We start from the raw sequence: 17711 nt of genomic DNA, 5'->3' as shown, positions 1-17711 counted from the left end.
CGCAGGTTCATTCGACGACGCTTCCCCTGTAGGAACTGTCGAGTGAAACGAGGCTGCGATCTTTTGATCTTCAGCCAATAAAAAGCCCCGCACCTCGAAAGAGGGCGGGGCTTTTTAATGTCTTGAATCTGGCGAGTGTTAGATCACTCTTCGCCCATCTGCGACTGCAGATAATTCTCAAGACCGACTTTACCGATCAGGCCCAGTTGGGTTTCCAGCCAGTCGATATGTTCTTCTTCGGATTCGAGGATATCTTCGAGCAGTTCACGGCTGCCAAAGTCGCCAACGGTTTCGCAATGGGCGATCGCGGCTTTCAGGTCAGCGTGGCCGGTCTTCTCGATACGCAGGTCGCACTCCAGCATTTCCTGGGTGTGCTCGCCGATGTGCAGCTTGCCCAGGTCTTGCACGTTTGGCAGACCTTCGAGGAACAGGATGCGCTTGATCAGCTTGTCCGCGTGCTTCATCTCGTCGATGGATTCTTTGTACTCGTGCTTGCCCAGCTTGTTCAGGCCCCAATCTTCATACATGCGCGCATGCAGGAAGTACTGATTGATCGCGACCAGCTCATTGGCAAGGATCTTGTTGAGATGCTGGATGACTGTAATGTCGCCTTTCATGATCGGAGTCCTGCCCTGTAATAGCTGTATATAAGGCGGAGTTTGAGCTTCGTATTTATAAGTGTCAAACCTAAGTTATTGAATAATATATGAAAATTAATCGGAATAAGAATGTTTGTGTTCCGCGTCTGGAGCCTAAGCGCTTGATTTACAGGCATAAAAAAACCGGACATAAGTCCGGTTCTTTGAAATAGGGGTAATTACGCAGCAGTAAATTCTACTGGATAAGGAATCGCGGCCTGGGCGGTTTGCAGCTTGGTCAGGGTTTCGCGAACCACTTCCTTGGCAAGGCAGGCACATTTGCCGCACTGGCTGGCGACGCCGGTGGCCTGGCGGACTTCTTTATAGCTGCAGCAACCTTCATAGATCGCTTCGCGGATCTGTCCGTCGGTGACGCCAGTGCAGAGACAAACATACATAAGTGAGAACCGTCGCTGGTTGTGACTCAATTGCGATGGATCTTAATAATAACGAGAATGATTGTCAAAGTGCTTTGCGAGGCCTTTTCACCAGATTGGCGCGTGACTGACGAACGGTGATTACTGGCGATCTGTCTGGCCCCGTAAATGCAGCCTTGTGATCGGCAAACTGCAAAAAACCGTTAAGGACAGGTCAAAAACGCAGTGTATGATGGTCGGCCCTTGCGAAGGGGGTTCGTGTCACAGGGCTGTCGCCTGAGGGTGGCAGGCTGGCCCGGACCCTGAACTTCAAGTTTCTACACCAGGAGATATCAATGAGCGTACTCGTAGGCAAACAAGCCCCAGACTTCACCGTCCCGGCCGTACTCGGCAATGGCGAGATCGTTGACAGCTTCACCCTGTCCTCGGCCATCAAAGGCAAATACGGCCTGGTGTTCTTCTACCCACTGGACTTCACCTTCGTCTGCCCGTCCGAGCTGATCGCTCTGGACAACCGCATGGCTGACTTCAAGGCACGCAACGTTGAAGTGATCGCTGTGTCGATCGACTCGCACTTCACCCACAACGCCTGGCGCAACACCCCAGTGAACAATGGCGGCATCGGCCAGGTGAAATACACCATGGCTGCCGACATGAAGCACGACATCGCCAAGGCTTACGACGTTGAATCCGAAGGCGGCGTGGCTTTCCGTGGCGCATTCCTGATCGACGACAAAGGCGTTGTCCGCTCGCAGATCATCAACGACCTGCCACTGGGCCGTAACATGGAAGAGCTGATCCGTCTGGTCGACGCTCTGCAATTCCACGAAGAGCACGGCGAAGTCTGCCCTGCCAACTGGAAAAAAGGCGACAAAGGCATGAACGCTTCGCCAGAAGGCGTTGCTGCTTACCTGACCGAGAACGCTGCTGCCCTGTAAGGCGCAACGTTTGAGGTACAAAAAAACCGGCCCACGTGGCCGGTTTTTTTATGAGCGGTAGATCGACGAGGATCAGTCGTTGAAGTCTTCCCAGCCGCCCATCTGTTTCCAGCGATTGACGATGCCGCAGAACAGCTCAGCGGTTTTCTCGGTGTCGTAACGCGCCGAGTGCGCCTCACGACCGTCGAAATCGATGTCGGCCGCCTGACAGGCTTTCGCCAGTACGGTTTGGCCGTAAGCCAGACCGGCCAGCGTCGCCGTGTCGAAACTGGAGAACGGGTGGAACGGATTACGCTTCATGTCCAGTCGCGCAACGGCGGCATTGAGGAAGCCAAGGTCGAAGCTGCTGTTGTGGCCGACCAGAATCGCGCGCTTGCAGCCGTTGGCTTTCAGCGCCTTGCGGATGCCACGGAAGATGTCGGTCAGTGCCGTCTCTTCGCTGACAGCCATGCGCAGCGGGTGGTCCAGCTTGATCCCGGTGAACTCCAGTGCCGCCGCTTCAATGTTGGCGCCTTCGAACGGCTCGACACGGAAGAAGTAGGTGTGATCCGGATAAACGAAACCCTTTTCATCCATGGCGATGGTGGTCGCGGCAATCTCCAGCAACGCATCGGTGGCCGAATTGAAGCCGCCGGTTTCTACGTCGACAACAACCGGCAGGTAGCCGCGAAAGCGTGCTGCCATTGGGTGACGGGAACCGCCTCCGCCACTTTGACCGTCCAGTTCGTCGTCGAAATGGTCTTCACTCACGCGTGTTCCTCCAGCAGGCGCCAGCGCAGTTTTTCACCGGCGCGCAGCGGGATAACGGTCAGCTCGCCAAATGGCAGGCTGGTTGGGGCGGTCCATTCGTCACGAACCAGGGTGATGCGATCGGTGTTCACCGGCAGGCCATAGAAACGCGGGCCGTTGAGGCTGGCGAACGCTTCGAGCTTGTCCAGCGCATTGCGCTGTTCAAAGGCTTCGGCATACATCTCGATGGCGGCGTACGCGGTGTAGCAGCCAGCACAACCGCAAGCGGCTTCCTTGGCGTGCTGGGCGTGCGGCGCCGAGTCGGTGCCGAGGAAGAACTTCGCGCTGCCGCTGGTGGCGGCATCGAGGAGGGCTTCCTGGTGGGTGTTGCGCTTGAGGATCGGCAAGCAGTAGAAGTGCGGCCGAATCCCGCCCACCAGCATGTGGTTGCGGTTGTACAGCAGGTGATGTGCGGTGATGGTCGCGCCAACGTTGGCCGGGGCCTCGTTGACGAACTGCACGGCATCGGCGGTGGTGATGTGTTCGAAAACAACCTTGAGCGTCGGGAAACGCTCGACCACACGACGCATGTGCTCATCGATGAAGATTTTTTCGCGGTCGAACACGTCGACATCGCCACGGGTAACTTCACCGTGAATCAACAACGGCATCCCGACTTCGGCCATGGCCTCGATTGCCGGGAAGATCTTGTCGATGCTGGTGACGCCAGAATCCGAGTTGGTGGTGGCGCCGGCCGGGTACAACTTGGCGGCGTGCACGAAACCGCTGGCCTTGGCCTCGCGAATTTCTTCGGGCTGGGTGCGGTCGGTGAGGTACAGCACCATCAACGGCTCAAAGCGACTGCCGGCCGGGCGGGCAGCGAGAATCCGCTGGCGATAGCCGTCGGCTTCAGCGGCGTTGCGCACCGGTGGTACCAGGTTGGGCATGATGATGGCGCGACCAAACGTGCGCGCAACATCGGCAACGGTATTGGTCAACACGGCACCATCGCGAAGATGAATATGCCAGTCGTCGGGACGCAGCAGGGTCAGGCGGTCGGACATGAGGGGATTCCAGGCGGGTCAAACTGAGGCGAATGCTACCGGAAAAGACTCTTGCAGGCACTCGCTATCAAGTTTTGCGGGAACCTTCCGATATCCCGTAGGTACGCCGTAAACGTAGTGTGAATCGGTCTTTGTGTTTCAGAAGCCAATGGAGCCTCCCGTGCGCCAGCGATATTTAGCCTTGCTCAGTGTGTTTGCCAGTTTTCCTGCGATGGCGCTTACGTACCAGACTCGCCTGGAGAACATTGAGTGGACGGTCGCCGGCGACAAGTTCGAGTGCCGTCTGACACAACCGATTACAGATTTCGGCTCGGGTGAGTTCGTGCGCAAGGCCGGTGAACAGGCGATCTTCCGTCTGAATGCCTACAACGCCATGCTCGGCGGCGGTTCGGCGACGTTGCTCGCAGCCGCAGCACCTTGGCAGCCGGGACGCGGCGACATCAATCTGGGCTCTGTAAGACTGGGCAGCGGCAACGTCTTGTTCAACAGTTCGCAGTCTCAGGCCGGTGGCTTGATCAGTGGCCTGATGGACGGGCGCAGCCCTGTTGTTCGTCGAGCTTCAAGCGATGGTCGGATCTCGGAAGTGCGTTTGTTGCCGGTCAGGTTCAACAAGGCCTTCAACGATTACCAGAGCTGTGTGGCGAAGTTGCTGCCGCAGAATTTCGAACAGGTTAAACAGTCGCAGATCGGCTTCCCCGGCGAAGGCATCGAACTGGATGCAGCCGCCAAGGCCAAGCTGCAAGTGATGCTCGAGTACATGAAGGCTGATCCGACGGTTAATCACATCGAACTCGATGGCCACTCGGACAACAGCGGCAATCGCCTGACCAATCGCGAACTGTCCCGTCGTCGGGCCTTGGCTGTGGTCGATTTCTTCAAGGCCAACGGCATTCAGGAATCGCAGATCACCGTACGTTTCCATGGCGAACGCTACCCGTTGGCGCCGAACACCAATGCGGCCAACCGGGCGAAGAACCGTCGGGTCAACGTGCACCTTGCGCGAGTAGCCCCGGCAACGGCCCCGGCACCCACTGCCAGCACGCCAGCGAACGCTGCGGCAACTTCCTGACCCGCCGGTCATCGTCGCGCGCTCGACACAATCTGTCGCTTTGTCGTCTTAAGCTGTCGCGCCTCTGTAAATTATCGCGTTTGGGCGTTAGACTCCTCGGCTTTCCGTAGAACCCCGTGGAGTGATGGCATGGCGGACGTAAACAAGGTCGTTCTGGCGTATTCCGGCGGCCTGGACACTTCGGTGATCCTCAAGTGGCTGCAGGATACTTATAACTGTGAAGTGGTGACCTTCACCGCTGATCTCGGTCAAGGCGAAGAGGTCGAGCCGGCCCGCGCCAAGGCTCAGGCCATGGGCGTCAAAGAAATCTACATCGACGATCTGCGCGAAGAATTCGTGCGTGACTTCGTGTTCCCGATGTTCCGCGCCAACACCGTTTACGAGGGCGAGTACCTGCTGGGTACTTCCATCGCGCGTCCACTGATCGCCAAGCGCCTGATCGAAATCGCCAACGAAACCGGCGCTGACGCCATTTCCCACGGCGCCACCGGCAAGGGCAACGATCAGGTGCGTTTCGAACTGGGTGCCTACGCGCTCAAGCCAGGCGTGAAAGTGATCGCGCCGTGGCGTGAGTGGGACCTGCTGTCCCGCGAGAAGCTGATGGACTATGCCGAGAAGCACGCGATCCCGATCGAGCGCCACGGCAAAAAGAAATCCCCGTACTCGATGGACGCCAACCTGCTGCACATCTCCTATGAAGGTGGCGTGCTGGAAGACACCTGGACCGAGCACGAAGAGGACATGTGGCGTTGGACCGTCTCCCCGGAGAAGGCTCCCGACACCCCGCAGTACCTGGAACTGACCTACCGTAACGGCGACATCGTCGCGCTGGACGGCGTCGAAATGTCCCCGGCCACCGTGTTGGCGACATTGAACAAGATCGGTGGTGCGCACGGTATCGGCCGTCTCGACATCGTCGAAAACCGTTATGTCGGCATGAAGTCTCGTGGTTGCTACGAAACCCCGGGCGGCACGATCATGCTGCGCGCTCACCGCGCCATTGAATCGATCACCCTGGATCGCGAAGTCGCTCACTTGAAAGACGAGCTGATGCCCAAGTACGCCAGCCTGATCTACACCGGTTACTGGTGGAGCCCTGAGCGTCTGATGCTGCAACAGATGATCGACGCTTCCCAGACCAGCGTGAATGGTGTGGTTCGCCTGAAGTTGTACAAAGGCAACGTGATCGTGACGGGCCGCAAGTCCGACGATTCGCTGTTCGATGCCAACATCGCCACCTTCGAAGAGGATGGCGGTGCTTACAACCAGGCTGACGCGGCGGGCTTCATCAAGCTCAACGCGCTGCGCATGCGCATTGCTGCCAACAAGGGCCGCAAACTGTTCTGATTTTTCAGACTGACGCGCAATAAAAGGGCGGCCCTGTCTTGGAGACAGGCCGCCCTTTTTTACAGAATTCTTTTGTCCGACGCTTACCTGCAATGTCCCTTGTCTCTATGCCTGCGTGGCAATGTCCCATCTTTCAAGCTCGTCCCAACAGCGTGACCGTCTGTGAACACAGGTTGTAAACAATACAGAGTGTTGTGCCCGAGCCTTTCTTCGCCTGCCTGATCTGCAGTAATGCATTCTTTGTCAGTGAAACGTCCGACATATGACTGGAAAGAAACATGATGACACGGGCGGTTTTTTTGTCGGTGCGTCGGATTTTCTCCAGAATTGTTGCGAGTTCTCTCGACGCATCGATGTCCCGTGCATCGATGATGTGCAGGTTGCTGATAGAGGCGGGTAGCTGAATGTTGTGTTGAATCCTCAGATTCGACTTCGCACTGGTGCCTGGCGGCGGGTCGGATGCATTATGGACTTTGCACGAGTCCCTGCACCCTGCAGCAGCGGCTTCGCTGGGTACGATGTGACTTGATATGCCGAATGTGGCGTGTGTATCTGTCTCATGCAGCGACGTGTTTCGTTTGTTCTCGCGGTAATCGCTGTAGATGACTTTTAAAAAATTCTTGTCCTTGCCGAAATCAGAGGGTGAATAAAGCGAGCGATGGTTGAAGTTTAAAGTAATAAAGAAAAGGAATAACAGGTAAAACGGAAAGCTGATTAGGAACCATACGTAGATTTCTCGATCTTCGTTGTTAAGAAACGGCAAAGATGCCGCGGCGGACCCTTCCGATATGGCAGCGAATATGGCGATAACCGTCATCGGGTTGGTGATTTTATTTTTTATCTTTAACATATATATGCTCTTGTTCAGGTGTCTTGTTGTTAGTGGGTTGTATGTGTTTGCTTGTGAGTAAGTCGGGTTTATGGTGGTTTCTATTTATAGCAAAAGTGTTTGTTTGAGTATAAATATCTTGTTTCAAGTGTTTATGTTTTCCAAGCCTTGTATGCGGAAGGTGTGGGCAATTGCCGTCATTGCATGATGTTTCTAATCTGCAATATCTTTAGAATCTCATGCGGGTATTCGGCGGCGGCCCCACAGCCGAGCTGTAATGAAAGCGGGTGTTGAGGCTGCTCTTCAGCGAACATCGGTCGCGAACTGTTACAAGTCAAAACCTGAAGTTTTGCAGGCGGGTGAAGAGTTTTTTCGTCGGATGTTTATAGTGAGGTGGGTTTTTTGTAGGAATATTCCTCGATGGCTGTAGGGGATGTCTTTCGATGCAAGTGCATGAGAGACCTGACATGCCATAGAGCAAATGGCTGAGCTATTGTGCGTGTTCTAAAAATTCGAACAGCGAAACTGGACTTGCCCATGAATAAAGTGCTGATCGTGGATGACCACCCCGTCATTCGTCTTGCGGTACGTATGCTGATGGAACGTCATGGCTACGAAGTCATTGCAGAAACGGATAACGGCGTGGATGCATTACAACTGGCTCGCGAACAAATGCCGGATATTGTCATTCTGGATATTGGAATACCGAAACTTGATGGTCTGGAAGTAATTGCACGACTGACCTCGGTCGCAATGCCTACTAAAGTCCTGGTGTTGACTTCTCAGGCGCCGGGCCATTTCTCCATGCGTTGCATGCAGTCGGGGGCGGCGGGTTATGTATGTAAACAGCAAGATTTGACCGAGTTGCTAAGTGCGATAAAAGCTGTTCTATCCGGCTACAGTTATTTTCCCAATCAGGCCTTGCACACCGTACGTACCAGCCTGGGCAATGCCAGTGAAGCAGACATGGTGGATCGCCTTTCCGGGCGCGAGATGATGGTGTTGCAACAGTTGGCGCGGGGCAAGACCAACAAGGAAATCGCTGATGGAATGTTTTTGAGTAACAAGACAGTGAGTACCTACAAGACCCGCTTGTTGCTTAAACTCAATGCGCGTTCACTGGTTGATCTGATTGAGCTGGCCCAGCGAAACGGGCTTGTCTGAATACTTCAGTCGCTGACGGGGTCATGGGCCGATCGAATTCAGCTAGGCATTAAAAGCAAAAAAGCCTCCGTTTCGGGAGGCTTTCAAATATCAGAGATCAAAGTCGTAATCGGCCAACTTCCTTTGCAGTCGGCGCTCCTCCAGCAGGTTATCGATCGTGCGGCGTTTGCTCAGGTTGGTCTTGGCGACTTCAACCACGGGTTCGGCGTCATCCGTGGGGTCATCATCCACTTCCAGCTCCAGTTCCTCTTTATCAGTACTCATCAGATTAACTCCCACCCTAAGACTGCCGTTGGCGCCCCTTATATCGACATTCCGGCGGCGGGTAAAAAAGATTTTTTCAATCGATCACTCATTTATTTCTATAACTGATCAATCGTCCGATGTTTTTTGTTTGTATTCGCACAAGTCTTCGATTCGGCAACTGCCGCACCGCGGCTTGCGCGCCAGACACACGTAGCGTCCGTGAAGAATCAGCCAGTGGTGGGAATCGAGCAGGAATTGCTTTGGTACAAACTTCATCAGCTTGTCTTCCACTTCGACCACATTTTTGCCGGGAGCGATGCCCGTGCGGTTGCTGACTCGGAAGATGTGCGTGTCGACGGCCATGGTCAGCTGACGGAACGCCGTGTTGAGCACCACGTTGGCGGTCTTTCGGCCGACACCGGGCAACGCTTCGAGCTCCTCACGCGTTTGTGGCACTTCACCGTTATGGCGTTCGACCAGCAAGCGGCATGTCTCGATGACGTTTTTAGCCTTGCTGTTGTAGAGGCCGATGGTCTTGATGTATTCGGACAGCCCCTCCACGCCCAGCGCGTAGATCGCTGCCGGGGTGTTGGCGACCGGGTACAGCTTGGCTGTCGCCTTGTTTACGCCAACGTCGGTCGACTGCGCCGAAAGAATCACCGCAATCAGCAATTCGAAGGGCGAGGAGTAGGCCAGTTCGGTTTTCGGCTCGGGATTGTCTTCATGCAGGCGGCGGAAAATCTCAAGACGTTTTGCGGCATTCATGGGCGATGCGTTTCCTTGGGAATTGAGTTCGAGCGAGTCCACGCCTGACGGGCCGCGAGCAGCAGCCCCAAGACAATCAGCGCGCCGGGAACCAGGGTTGCCAGAGGCAACCCCTCGCTAAGTAAAACCAGACCTTGCCAGTGTTCGAACAGTCCTCGGCCCAAGCGACCCTGGCCTGCGAGTTCACGCACGACGGCGAGTATCACCATCAATGCGCTGAACAGACTGCTTAGCTTTAGGCGCTCGAGGCGTGTCTGGCGGAAAAATCCGTTATGTTCCAGTACCAGGCACTGCAAGGCGATCAACCCGGCATACAGACCAAAAGCCTGATGCCATGGCAGAAACCAGCGTTGCGCGAAGACCTCGGCACAACTGGTCAACGTCGCGGCGAGCAGCAGGCCTGCTGACCATGTGGCCGCAGGCGTCAGGCGCGAGCGTAAAAAAGACATGCACAAGCCATAGGCACCAACGACCACCGCGAACATCAAAATCGCGCCCAGCGCGCCAGCCAACGAACTCGTCGTTCCGAGCAAAAGCAAGAGCATCAATGAATTCGCCACGTGCGCCGTGCGGTTCATGGCGGGCTCCCCAGCAATGCCAGACGATGCTGGTCAAAGTAGCGAAGAGCGTCATGGACAGCGTTGATCACCGCGCGGGAAGTGATGGTCGCACCGGCCATTTGATCGAATTGCCCCTGATCCTTTTTCAGTGCCCAACCGGCATCCGTCGGTTCATCACTCGATTTCCCGATAAATACCTGCAGCCATGCATTCGGCCATTCGCCCAGATGTCCGCCGAGTGCTGGCGTTTCATTTTGCTTGAGGGTTTTCACGCCCAACAGTTTTCCATGGTCATCAATGGCAATCAGCAGTTCGATGCTGCCCGCATAACCCTCGCTGCGGCTGCGCAGCAACACTGCGACCGGTCGCCCTGCTTTGCTTGCGCGATAGCCGCCGGTCAGCGTGCTGTGGCTCAAGGCAACGTCCACCAAGGCCAGCGGCTGGTTGAGTGGTTGATTGTCGTAGCTGTCGGGCACGAGCACGTCGAGCAGTTTGCGGCTGTCGAGCAGACGTTGTTCGGCGGCTATCTGCGGCGCATTGCTGCGTTGCACAAGATACGTCGCCGTGATGCCGACGAAGGCCAATAGCAGCAGCGTGAGTGCGCTATTTGTGCGGTTCATGGGTGCACCGGTGTCTGTCGACTCACGGCGAAACGCTCGAGTGCCGGCACGCAGAGATTCATTAACAGCACCGCGAACGCGACGCCGTCCGGGTAACCGCCCCATGTGCGGATCAGGTAAGTCAGCAGTCCGACTCCGGCGCCGAACAACACGCGCGCCAGCGCATTTTTTGCCCCGGATACCGGTTCGGTGATGATGAAAAACGCGCCGAGCATGGTGGCACCGCTCAGCAGATGAAACAGTGGCGAGCCGTGAGAGTCCGAGCCCGAGCCGTTCCAGCACAGCAGGCTGACTAAAAACAGGCTGGCGAGCATACCGACGGGCGCGTGCCAGCCGAATACTCGCCGTTGCAGCAGAAATAGCCCGCCGGCGAGAAACGCCAGATTGACCCATTCCATGCCACGCCCGCCGAAGCGCCCGAAGGCTGGATTGGCGGCGAACAATTCATCGATGGTCAGGCTTTTATTGATGCGCAGGCTGTCCAGGGCCGTGGCCTGAACCCAGGCGTCCGGGGCCTGCCCCGGATTGAATACCTGCTGCAAGGCGTCGAGCAGCGCCATGCCATGGGCCGGCCATTGGGTCATCGGCTGCGGGAACATCACGATGACCAAGGCAAAGCCGAGCATGGCCGGATTGAACGGGTTTTTGCCCACGCCGCCGTACAGATGTTTGCCAAACAGCAGACCTGAGGCGGTCGCTGTCATCGTCAGCCACCAGGGGCAATAGGGCGGCAGGGCGACGGCCAGCAAAGTCGCGCTGACCAATGCGCTGCCGTCAGTGAGCAGCGGCTGCAATGCTTGCCCGCGCAGGCGTGCCACGCCGGTCTCGACGGCCAGTGCGCAGGCGACGCAAAGGATCAGATTGATCAATACGCCCCATCCGTAAAACCAGAACAAGCTCAGCAGCCCCGGCAGCATGGCAAGCAGCACCAGCTTCATCGCCTGTTGCAGGCGATCGTCGGGTGTTTCAAGGGGCAACATGGTCTTGCACCTGGCGCTCGGCGTCTTGCAGGCGGGCGCGGGCCTTGTCGAGGGTTTCGGCCGGAGTATCGGCGTGTCGTTCGAGTTTGTTCAGGTCAGCGCGGGCGTAGGCCAATTCGGTTTTCAACTGGCGAAGTTGGCTGTCGATCGGGCGTTTTTCCACGCGCACCAGATCAGGCGCGGGCTGATCGCTGGCCGCTTCGGCGGCGTGAAGGGCTTGCTCGGCGTCACGTAAGGCCTGTTCCAGGGTCGCAATCTGCTCGGTCGGCGCTTCGGCGGTCTGGGCCTTTTTCAGTTCGGCGCGGCGCATGGCCAATTGAATTTTTGCCCGCTTCAGGTCCGCGTCTTTCGCTGGAGCTGGAGCTGGAGCTGGAGCTGGCGGAGTGGCGGGTGCGCTGCTTTCGAGTTTTGCCAAAGCCTGTTCGGCCAGTTCGAATTGCTGCTGCAACACGATCAATTGCGACTGCTGTTCAAAGGTCGGCGGATGGCCGAAGGCTTTCAGCGATTTATGCAGTTGCGCACGGCTCATCGCGACATCGATCTTGGCTTTTTTCAGTGCGGCGTCGGCGCCTGCGGATTTTTGCGCGCGCACGCGTTCCAGTGCAGCTTGCACCGGGTCGAGCGTTGTCACTTCAGATTGAGCGGCGCGTTTGGCTCGCGCCTCGCGCTCAGCCTGTTTCTGTTGTTCTTCGCGTTGCAGGCGGGCATTGCGTCGTTCAAAGCGCTGGCGGGCGTGATCACGTTTGGCGGCGCGCGCGCGCTGTTCTTCAAGATTGAACGCGAGGCCACCGACCACAGGCAGTGTGCTCGGCGGCAGAGGATGCATTTCGATGCAGTCCACCGGGCAGGGCGCGACGCACAGGTCGCAACCGGTGCATTCGTCGATCAGAACGGTGTGCATCAATTTCGCCGCGCCGACGATGGCATCAATCGGGCAGGCCTGAATGCACTTGGTGCAGCCGATGCATTCGGCTTCGCGGATGTAAGCCACCTGCGCTGGCGCCGAACCGCGACTGACGTCCAGTTCCAGCACCGGCACTTTCAACAGCTCGGCCAGTGCCGTGATGGTTTCATCACCACCCGGGGGGCACTTGTTGATCGGCTCGCCGTCGACAATGCCCTGTGCGTAAGGTTTGCATCCTGGATGACCGCATTTGCCGCACTGAGTCTGCGGCAGAAGGGCGTCGATGCGTTGAATCAGACTCATGTTTTGATCAGTCCACTGAATCCGAGAAAAATCACTGCGATCAGTCCGGCGCCGATCAGATCGATCGGCAGGCCGCGAAAGGGCAGGGGAATATCGTTGTCGGTTGTACGCTCACGCAAATCGCTGAACAGACTCAGCACCAGCCAGAAACCCAGCCCGGCACCAAGGCTCAGCGCCGTCGCAGTCAACAGGCCCTGATCGCTCTGCGCATTGATCAGCGCCAGCCCAAGCACGCCGGCGTTGCCCAGCAACAGCGGCCACAAACCCTCGAACGGCAGGTTCGGCAACCCACGCGCCAAGAGTTTCAGCAACGGCGCGATCAGCAACACGCTCAATGGCAAAAACACGAACAGGCGCAGCGCTTGCAGTTGCAGGGGTACCAGCAGCCAGTGCCAGATTGAATAGCCAACCACGCCGACGATCACCATCAGACACAAGGTCGCCAGCCCCAGCGCGTGCACCTGCCGACGGCTGCCCGCCAATAGCGGATCGACGCCCAGCGGCCAGTGCAACACGAAGTTGTTGAGCAGCGCGGCACTGATAAGCGTAAGCACGAGTTCGGTCATGGGGCTGCCGGCGAAACGGGCGGATGTCTCATAAGGTTAGGCATTATCCGGCAGCGACGGTGAGTGGGCCAGATATGAAAAATCCCACAGGCATGCGCGCACGCCTGTGGGATCGATTTGCCGCAGAGTCTTACTTGATGCGCTGACCCGGCTTGGCGCCGCTGTCCGGGCTCAGCAGGTAGATTTCTTCACCGCCAGGACCTGCCGCCATCACCATGCCTTCGGAAATACCGAACTTCATTTTCCGCGGCTTGAGGTTGGCGATCATCATGGTCAGGCGACCGTCGAGCTTGGATGGGTCTGGATAAGCGCTCTTGATTCCGGAGAACACGTTGCGTTGCTCGTCACCGATGTCCAGGGTCAGGCGCAGCAGCTTATCGGCGCCTTCCACGGCTTCAGCCTTGATGATCAGCGCAACGCGCAGGTCGACCGCAGCGAATGCGTCGAAGTCGATTTCCGGCGACAGCGGATCCTTGGCCAGTTCGCCGTTGCCTGCCGGGGCGGCTGCGCCGGTATCGGTCTGGCTGGCAGCGAGGTCTTCTTTCGAGGCGTCGGTCATGGCTTGCACTTTTACCGGGTCGATGCGGGTCATCAACGGCTTGAATTCGTTGAGCTGATGATTGGCCAGCAGGGTGGTGTGGTCGTTCCAGGTCAGCGGGGCGACGTTGAGGAACGCCTCGGCATCGGCGGCCAGCAGCGGCAGCACCGGTTTGAGAAAAATCACCAGTTGGCGGAACAGGTTGATGCCGGTGGCGCAGATCGCCTGGACTTCATCCTGTTTGCCTTCCTGCTTGTTCAACGACCACGGAGCCTTGTCGGCGATCCAGGCGTTGGCGCGGTCGGCCAGGGCCATGGTTTCACGCATGGCACGGGCGAAGTCGCGGGCTTCATAAGCGTCGGCGATGCTTGGCGCGGCGGCGAGGAAAGCCTCGGTCAGCTCAGGCGCGGCATTGTTGTCGACCAACAGGCCGGCATTGCCCTTTTGAATGAACCCGGCGCAACGGCTGGCGATGTTGACGACTTTGCCGACCAGGTCGGAGTTGACCTTCTGCACGAAGTCTTCGAGGTTCAGGTCGAGGTCGTCGACGCCACGGCCCAGTTTGGCTGCGTAGTAGTAGCGCAGGTATTCCGGCGACAGGTGATCCAGGTACGTGCGGGCCTTGATAAAGGTGCCGCGCGATTTCGACATCTTCTGGCCATTGACGGTCAGGTAGCCGTGTACGTTGATCGCGGTCGGTTTGCGGTAACCGGCGCCTTCGAGCATGGCTGGCCAGAACAGGGCGTGGAAGTTGACGATGTCCTTGCCGATGAAATGGTACAGCTCGGCAGTGGAATCCTTGGCCCAGAACGCGTCGAAGTCCAGCTCCGGCGTGCGGTCGCAAAGGTTCTTGAAGCTGGCCATGTAGCCGATTGGCGCATCCAGCCATACGTAGAAATACTTGCCCGGCTCGCCCGGGATCTCGAAACCGAAGTACGGCGCATCGCGGGAGATGTCCCACTGTTGCAGGCCAGCGTCCAGCCACTCGGCGATCTTGTTGGCCACGGCGTCCTGCAAGGTGCCGCTGCGGGTCCAGGCTTGCAGCATTTCCTGGAAGTCCGGCAGTTTGAAGAAGAAGTGCTGGGAATCCTTGAGCACCGGGGTGGCGCCCGAGATTGCCGACTTCGGATCCTTCAGATCAGTCGGTGCGTAGGTCGCACCGCATTTTTCGCAGTTGTCGCCGTACTGGTCTTCGGTGCCGCATTTCGGGCAGGTGCCCTTGATGAAGCGGTCGGCCAGGAACATTTTCTTTTCCGGGTCGAAATACTGCGTGATCGAACGTTGGGCGATGTGCCCGGCGTCACGCAGCTTGAGGTATATCTGGCTCGACAGCTCACGGTTTTCTTCGGCGTGAGTGGAGTGGAAGTTGTCGAAGTCGACCAGGAACTCGGCAAAGTCGGCGCTGTGTTCAGCCTGCACGTTGGCGATCAGTTGTTCCGGGGTGATGCCTTCCTTTTCTGCGCGCAGCATGATCGCCGAACCGTGGGCGTCGTCGGCGCAGACGTAGATGCATTGATTGCCGCGATGCTTCTGGAAGCGCACCCACATATCGGTCTGGATGTATTCCAGCATGTGGCCAAGGTGGATCGAACCGTTGGCGTAGGGCAGGGCGCTGGTGACGAGGATCTTGCGTGGCTCGGACATGTGGGGCTTCGCTACTTGATGAAACGGAGGTCGGCCACTATAAAGCGCTGGCGCATATTTTTCACCCTGTGCGCCTGTTTCCGGATGCGCCAGGCAGATTATTTTTGACTGTGAATCCCTGTGTTGTGAACGGGTTTGCCTGTGGCGAGGGGATTTATCCCCGATCGGCTGCGCAGCAGTCGTAAATCTATTGCACGCGGTGTATCTGATGGGCTGAGGTGTCCGGTTTTGGGGAGGCTTCGCCTCCCATCGGGGATAAATCCCCTCGCCACAATATCTGTGACTGGCATAAATCCCATTCACCCTGGAATGTTTGCGGTACAAATCCACTCACCACAAATCAATCTGCGCGGTACGATACCCGCCATCTTTTCCCAGTCTTGTTATCGGAGTTGCCCATGAGCGCAGTCACTCGCGCAGCGGTGGAAGCCGTCCTCAGCCAATACACCGACCCTTACCTGAACCAGGACCCGGTCAGCGCCGGTTGCGTGAAGAACATCGAGATCGTCGGTGACCGCGTCAATGTGCAGCTGGAAATCGGTTACGCCGCCGGCCTGTTCAAAAGCGGCTGGGCGCAATTGCTGCAACTGGCCATCGAAAACCTCGACGGCGTAGTGATTGCCAAAGTCGAGGTCAACACGGTGATCGCTGCGCACAAGGCTCAAGCGCAGATCCCGGGGCTGGCCAACGTCAAGAACGTGGTTGCCGTGGCGTCGGGCAAGGGCGGTGTCGGCAAATCGACCACCGCCGCCAACCTCGCGCTGGCGCTGGCCCGTGAAGGCGCCAAGGTTGGCATTCTCGATGCCGATATCTACGGCCCGAGTCAGGGCATCATGTTCGGCATTCCCGAGCGCACTCGCCCTGAAGTCAAGGATCAGAAGTGGTTCGTGCCGCTCAAGGCCCACGGCGTCGAAGTCATGTCGATGGCGTTCCTGACGGACGACAACACGCCAATGGTCTGGCGTGGGCCGATGGTCTCCGGCGCATTGCTGCAACTGGTCACGCAAACCGCGTGGGGCGATCTCGATTATCTGGTGATCGACATGCCGCCAGGCACTGGCGACATCCAGCTGACCCTGGCGCAGAAAGTCCCGGTGGCAGGCGCTGTGATCGTCACCACACCGCAGGACCTGGCCTTGCTCGACGCGCGCAAAGGCGTGGAAATGTTCCGCAAGGTCAACATTCCGGTGTTGGGCGTGGTGGAAAACATGGCCGTGCACATCTGCTCGAATTGCGGCCACGCCGAGCATCTGTTCGGTGAAGGCGGCGGCGAGAAGCTTGCGAGCCAGTACGGTGTCGAGCTATTGGCCTCGCTGCCGTTGTCGATGCTGATCCGCGAACAGGCCGATGGCGGCAAGCCAACGGTGATCGCCGAGCCGGACAGCCAGATTGCCATGGTCTATCAGCAACTGGCGCGTCACGTTGGCGCGCGGATTGTGTTGCAGGAAGCGGCAATGCCGGCCATGCCGAACATCACCATCAGCGACGATTGATCGGCGTCGCCAGTTAAAAGATCGCAGCCTTCGGCAGCTCCTACAGAAAAACATTGTGTAGGAGCTGCCGGAGGCTGCGATCTTTTGATCTTGTTCTAGATCCGCAACCCGCCATCCATCTCCAGAATCCGACCGGTGTAATAGTCGTTCTCGAAGATGTACGCCGCCGAATGGGCGATCTCTTGCGGTTTGCCCATACGCTTGAGCGGAATCCCGGCGGTCATCTTCTCCAGCGCTTCCGGCTTCATGCCCAGGGTCATCTCGGTCTCGATGAAGCCCGGCGCAATGCCCGCCACGCGAATGCCATAACGCGCCAGCTCCTTGGCCCAGGTCACGGTCGCCGCCGCCACACCGGCCTTGGCTGCGGAATAGTTGGTCTGGCCAACGTTGCCTGCGCGCGAGATCGACGAGATGTTGATGATTGCGCCGCTGGTCTTGAGCTCGACCATTTTCGCCGCGACTTCGCGCGTGCAGAGGAATACGCCAGTCAGGTTGACGTCGATCACCGCCTGCCACTGGGCCAGGCTCATCTTGGTCATCTCGCCGTCCTTGACCTTCAGTAGCAGGCCATCACGCAGGATCCCGGCGTTGTTGATCAAACCGTGGATCGCGCCGAAATCTGCGGCGACCTGCGCGACCATGTGCTCCACCTGTTCTTCATTGGCGACGTTGCACAAATAGCTGCGGGCCTCGACGCCTTTGGCTTTGCAGGCGGCGACTGCGTCGTCGAGCTTTTCCTGGTTCAGATCGACCAGCGCCAGCTTCGCGCCTTTGTCGGCGAAATACTCGGCCATCGAACGGCCCAAACCCTGGCAACCGCCAGTGATAATGATTACTTTGTCGTTGAGTTGCATTCGCATGCCCCGATAGCAGGTCAGAGTGGATTTCCCTTAGAGAGCCTCTCGATCTGCGCCCGATGTGGCCTGGCTGCACATGA

19 protein-coding genes are annotated in these 17711 nt (G+C 57.8%); 5 read left to right on the top strand and 14 right to left on the bottom strand.

Annotated features, from left to right (window positions below; genetic code table 11):
• Nucleotides 1-143: 143 nt before the first annotated feature.
• Nucleotides 144-617, bottom strand: a complete 474-nt coding sequence (gene bfr, locus ACA061_RS21160; RefSeq protein WP_042560739.1) for a bacterioferritin — start codon at nt 615-617, stop codon at nt 144-146.
• 200 nt (nt 618-817) lie between these two features.
• A complete protein-coding gene (locus ACA061_RS21155; RefSeq protein WP_003227725.1) occupies nt 818-1036 on the bottom strand; it encodes a bacterioferritin-associated ferredoxin in 219 nt (72 codons plus the stop codon).
• Nucleotides 1037-1350: 314 nt separating this feature from the next.
• Between ACA061_RS21155 and ACA061_RS21150 the strand changes: the two genes are divergently transcribed.
• Entirely contained in the window at nt 1351-1953 is a 603-nt protein-coding gene (locus ACA061_RS21150; protein ID WP_003227723.1) for a peroxiredoxin, read from the top strand.
• Between the two features lie 72 nt (nt 1954-2025).
• On the opposite strand, the gene rnt is transcribed toward ACA061_RS21150, so the two are convergent.
• Nucleotides 2026-2703: a ribonuclease T gene (gene rnt / locus ACA061_RS21145; protein ID WP_042560738.1), complete on the bottom strand. Its 678-nt coding sequence runs from the start codon at nt 2701-2703 to the stop codon at nt 2026-2028.
• The gene (gene pyrC / locus ACA061_RS21140) at nt 2700-3746 is read right to left on the bottom strand and encodes a dihydroorotase (RefSeq protein ID WP_042560737.1); all 1047 of its coding nucleotides are present in this window, start codon (nt 3744-3746) and stop codon (nt 2700-2702) included. Before pyrC ends, rnt begins: the two co-directional genes overlap by 4 nt.
• Nucleotides 3747-3906: 160 nt before the next feature.
• On the opposite strand from pyrC, the gene ACA061_RS21135 reads away from it, so the two are divergent.
• Both ACA061_RS21135 and ACA061_RS21130 read left to right on the top strand, forming a co-directional pair.
• Entirely contained in the window at nt 3907-4815 is a 909-nt protein-coding gene (locus ACA061_RS21135; protein WP_497299984.1) for a flagellar protein MotY, read from the top strand.
• Between the two features lie 129 nt (nt 4816-4944).
• Nucleotides 4945-6162, top strand: coding sequence for an argininosuccinate synthase (locus ACA061_RS21130; RefSeq protein ID WP_150601729.1), 1218 nt, complete (start codon nt 4945-4947; stop codon nt 6160-6162).
• Between the two features lie 133 nt (nt 6163-6295).
• On the opposite strand, the gene ACA061_RS21125 is transcribed toward ACA061_RS21130, so the two are convergent.
• The gene (locus ACA061_RS21125; RefSeq protein WP_150616225.1) at nt 6296-7012 is read right to left on the bottom strand and encodes a hypothetical protein; all 717 of its coding nucleotides are present in this window, start codon (nt 7010-7012) and stop codon (nt 6296-6298) included.
• A 516-nt stretch (nt 7013-7528) separates the two neighbouring features.
• Between ACA061_RS21125 and ACA061_RS21120 the strand changes: the two genes are divergently transcribed.
• Nucleotides 7529-8155, top strand: coding sequence for a response regulator transcription factor (locus ACA061_RS21120; protein WP_150616224.1), 627 nt, complete (start codon nt 7529-7531; stop codon nt 8153-8155).
• A 90-nt stretch (nt 8156-8245) separates the two neighbouring features.
• On the opposite strand, the gene ACA061_RS21115 is transcribed toward ACA061_RS21120, so the two are convergent.
• From ACA061_RS21115 to metG, 8 genes are all read right to left on the bottom strand, one after another.
• A complete protein-coding gene (locus tag ACA061_RS21115; RefSeq protein WP_191627662.1) occupies nt 8246-8419 on the bottom strand; it encodes a PA3496 family putative envelope integrity protein in 174 nt (57 codons plus the stop codon).
• 108 nt (nt 8420-8527) lie between these two features.
• Nucleotides 8528-9166, bottom strand: coding sequence for an endonuclease III (gene nth, locus ACA061_RS21110; RefSeq protein ID WP_150601727.1), 639 nt, complete (start codon nt 9164-9166; stop codon nt 8528-8530).
• Nucleotides 9163-9744: an Rnf-Nqr domain containing protein gene (locus tag ACA061_RS21105; RefSeq protein WP_497299983.1), complete on the bottom strand. Its 582-nt coding sequence runs from the start codon at nt 9742-9744 to the stop codon at nt 9163-9165. The genes nth and ACA061_RS21105 overlap by 4 nt, the downstream gene beginning before the upstream one ends.
• Nucleotides 9741-10346: an RnfABCDGE type electron transport complex subunit G gene (locus ACA061_RS21100; protein ID WP_497299982.1), complete on the bottom strand. Its 606-nt coding sequence runs from the start codon at nt 10344-10346 to the stop codon at nt 9741-9743. Before ACA061_RS21100 ends, ACA061_RS21105 begins: the two co-directional genes overlap by 4 nt.
• The gene (locus tag ACA061_RS21095) at nt 10343-11326 is read right to left on the bottom strand and encodes an RnfABCDGE type electron transport complex subunit D (RefSeq protein ID WP_497299981.1); all 984 of its coding nucleotides are present in this window, start codon (nt 11324-11326) and stop codon (nt 10343-10345) included. Before ACA061_RS21095 ends, ACA061_RS21100 begins: the two co-directional genes overlap by 4 nt.
• Nucleotides 11313-12533 (bottom strand): electron transport complex subunit RsxB, encoded by a 1221-nt coding sequence (gene rsxB, locus ACA061_RS21090; RefSeq protein WP_497299980.1) that lies wholly within the window; start codon nt 12531-12533, stop codon nt 11313-11315. The genes ACA061_RS21095 and rsxB overlap by 14 nt, the downstream gene beginning before the upstream one ends.
• Entirely contained in the window at nt 12530-13099 is a 570-nt protein-coding gene (locus ACA061_RS21085; RefSeq protein WP_497299979.1) for an electron transport complex protein RnfA, read from the bottom strand. Before ACA061_RS21085 ends, rsxB begins: the two co-directional genes overlap by 4 nt.
• 130 nt (nt 13100-13229) lie before the next feature.
• A complete protein-coding gene (gene metG, locus ACA061_RS21080; RefSeq protein WP_150616217.1) occupies nt 13230-15281 on the bottom strand; it encodes a methionine--tRNA ligase in 2052 nt (683 codons plus the stop codon).
• A 398-nt stretch (nt 15282-15679) separates the two neighbouring features.
• Between metG and apbC the strand changes: the two genes are divergently transcribed.
• Complete coding sequence (gene apbC / locus ACA061_RS21075) at nt 15680-16774, top strand: iron-sulfur cluster carrier protein ApbC (RefSeq protein WP_497299978.1); 1095 nt, start codon at nt 15680-15682, stop codon at nt 16772-16774.
• Nucleotides 16775-16869: 95 nt separating this feature from the next.
• Here the strand turns inward: apbC and ACA061_RS21070 are convergent, their stop codons facing one another.
• Complete coding sequence (locus ACA061_RS21070; RefSeq protein WP_150616215.1) at nt 16870-17628, bottom strand: SDR family oxidoreductase; 759 nt, start codon at nt 17626-17628, stop codon at nt 16870-16872.
• Nucleotides 17629-17711: the final 83 nt, after the last annotated feature.

This window comes from Pseudomonas sp. LBUM1668, from assembly GCF_059695715.1.
The sequence above is the reverse complement of the archived record's forward strand: the minus strand, read 5'-3'. Positions and strand labels throughout refer to the sequence as shown.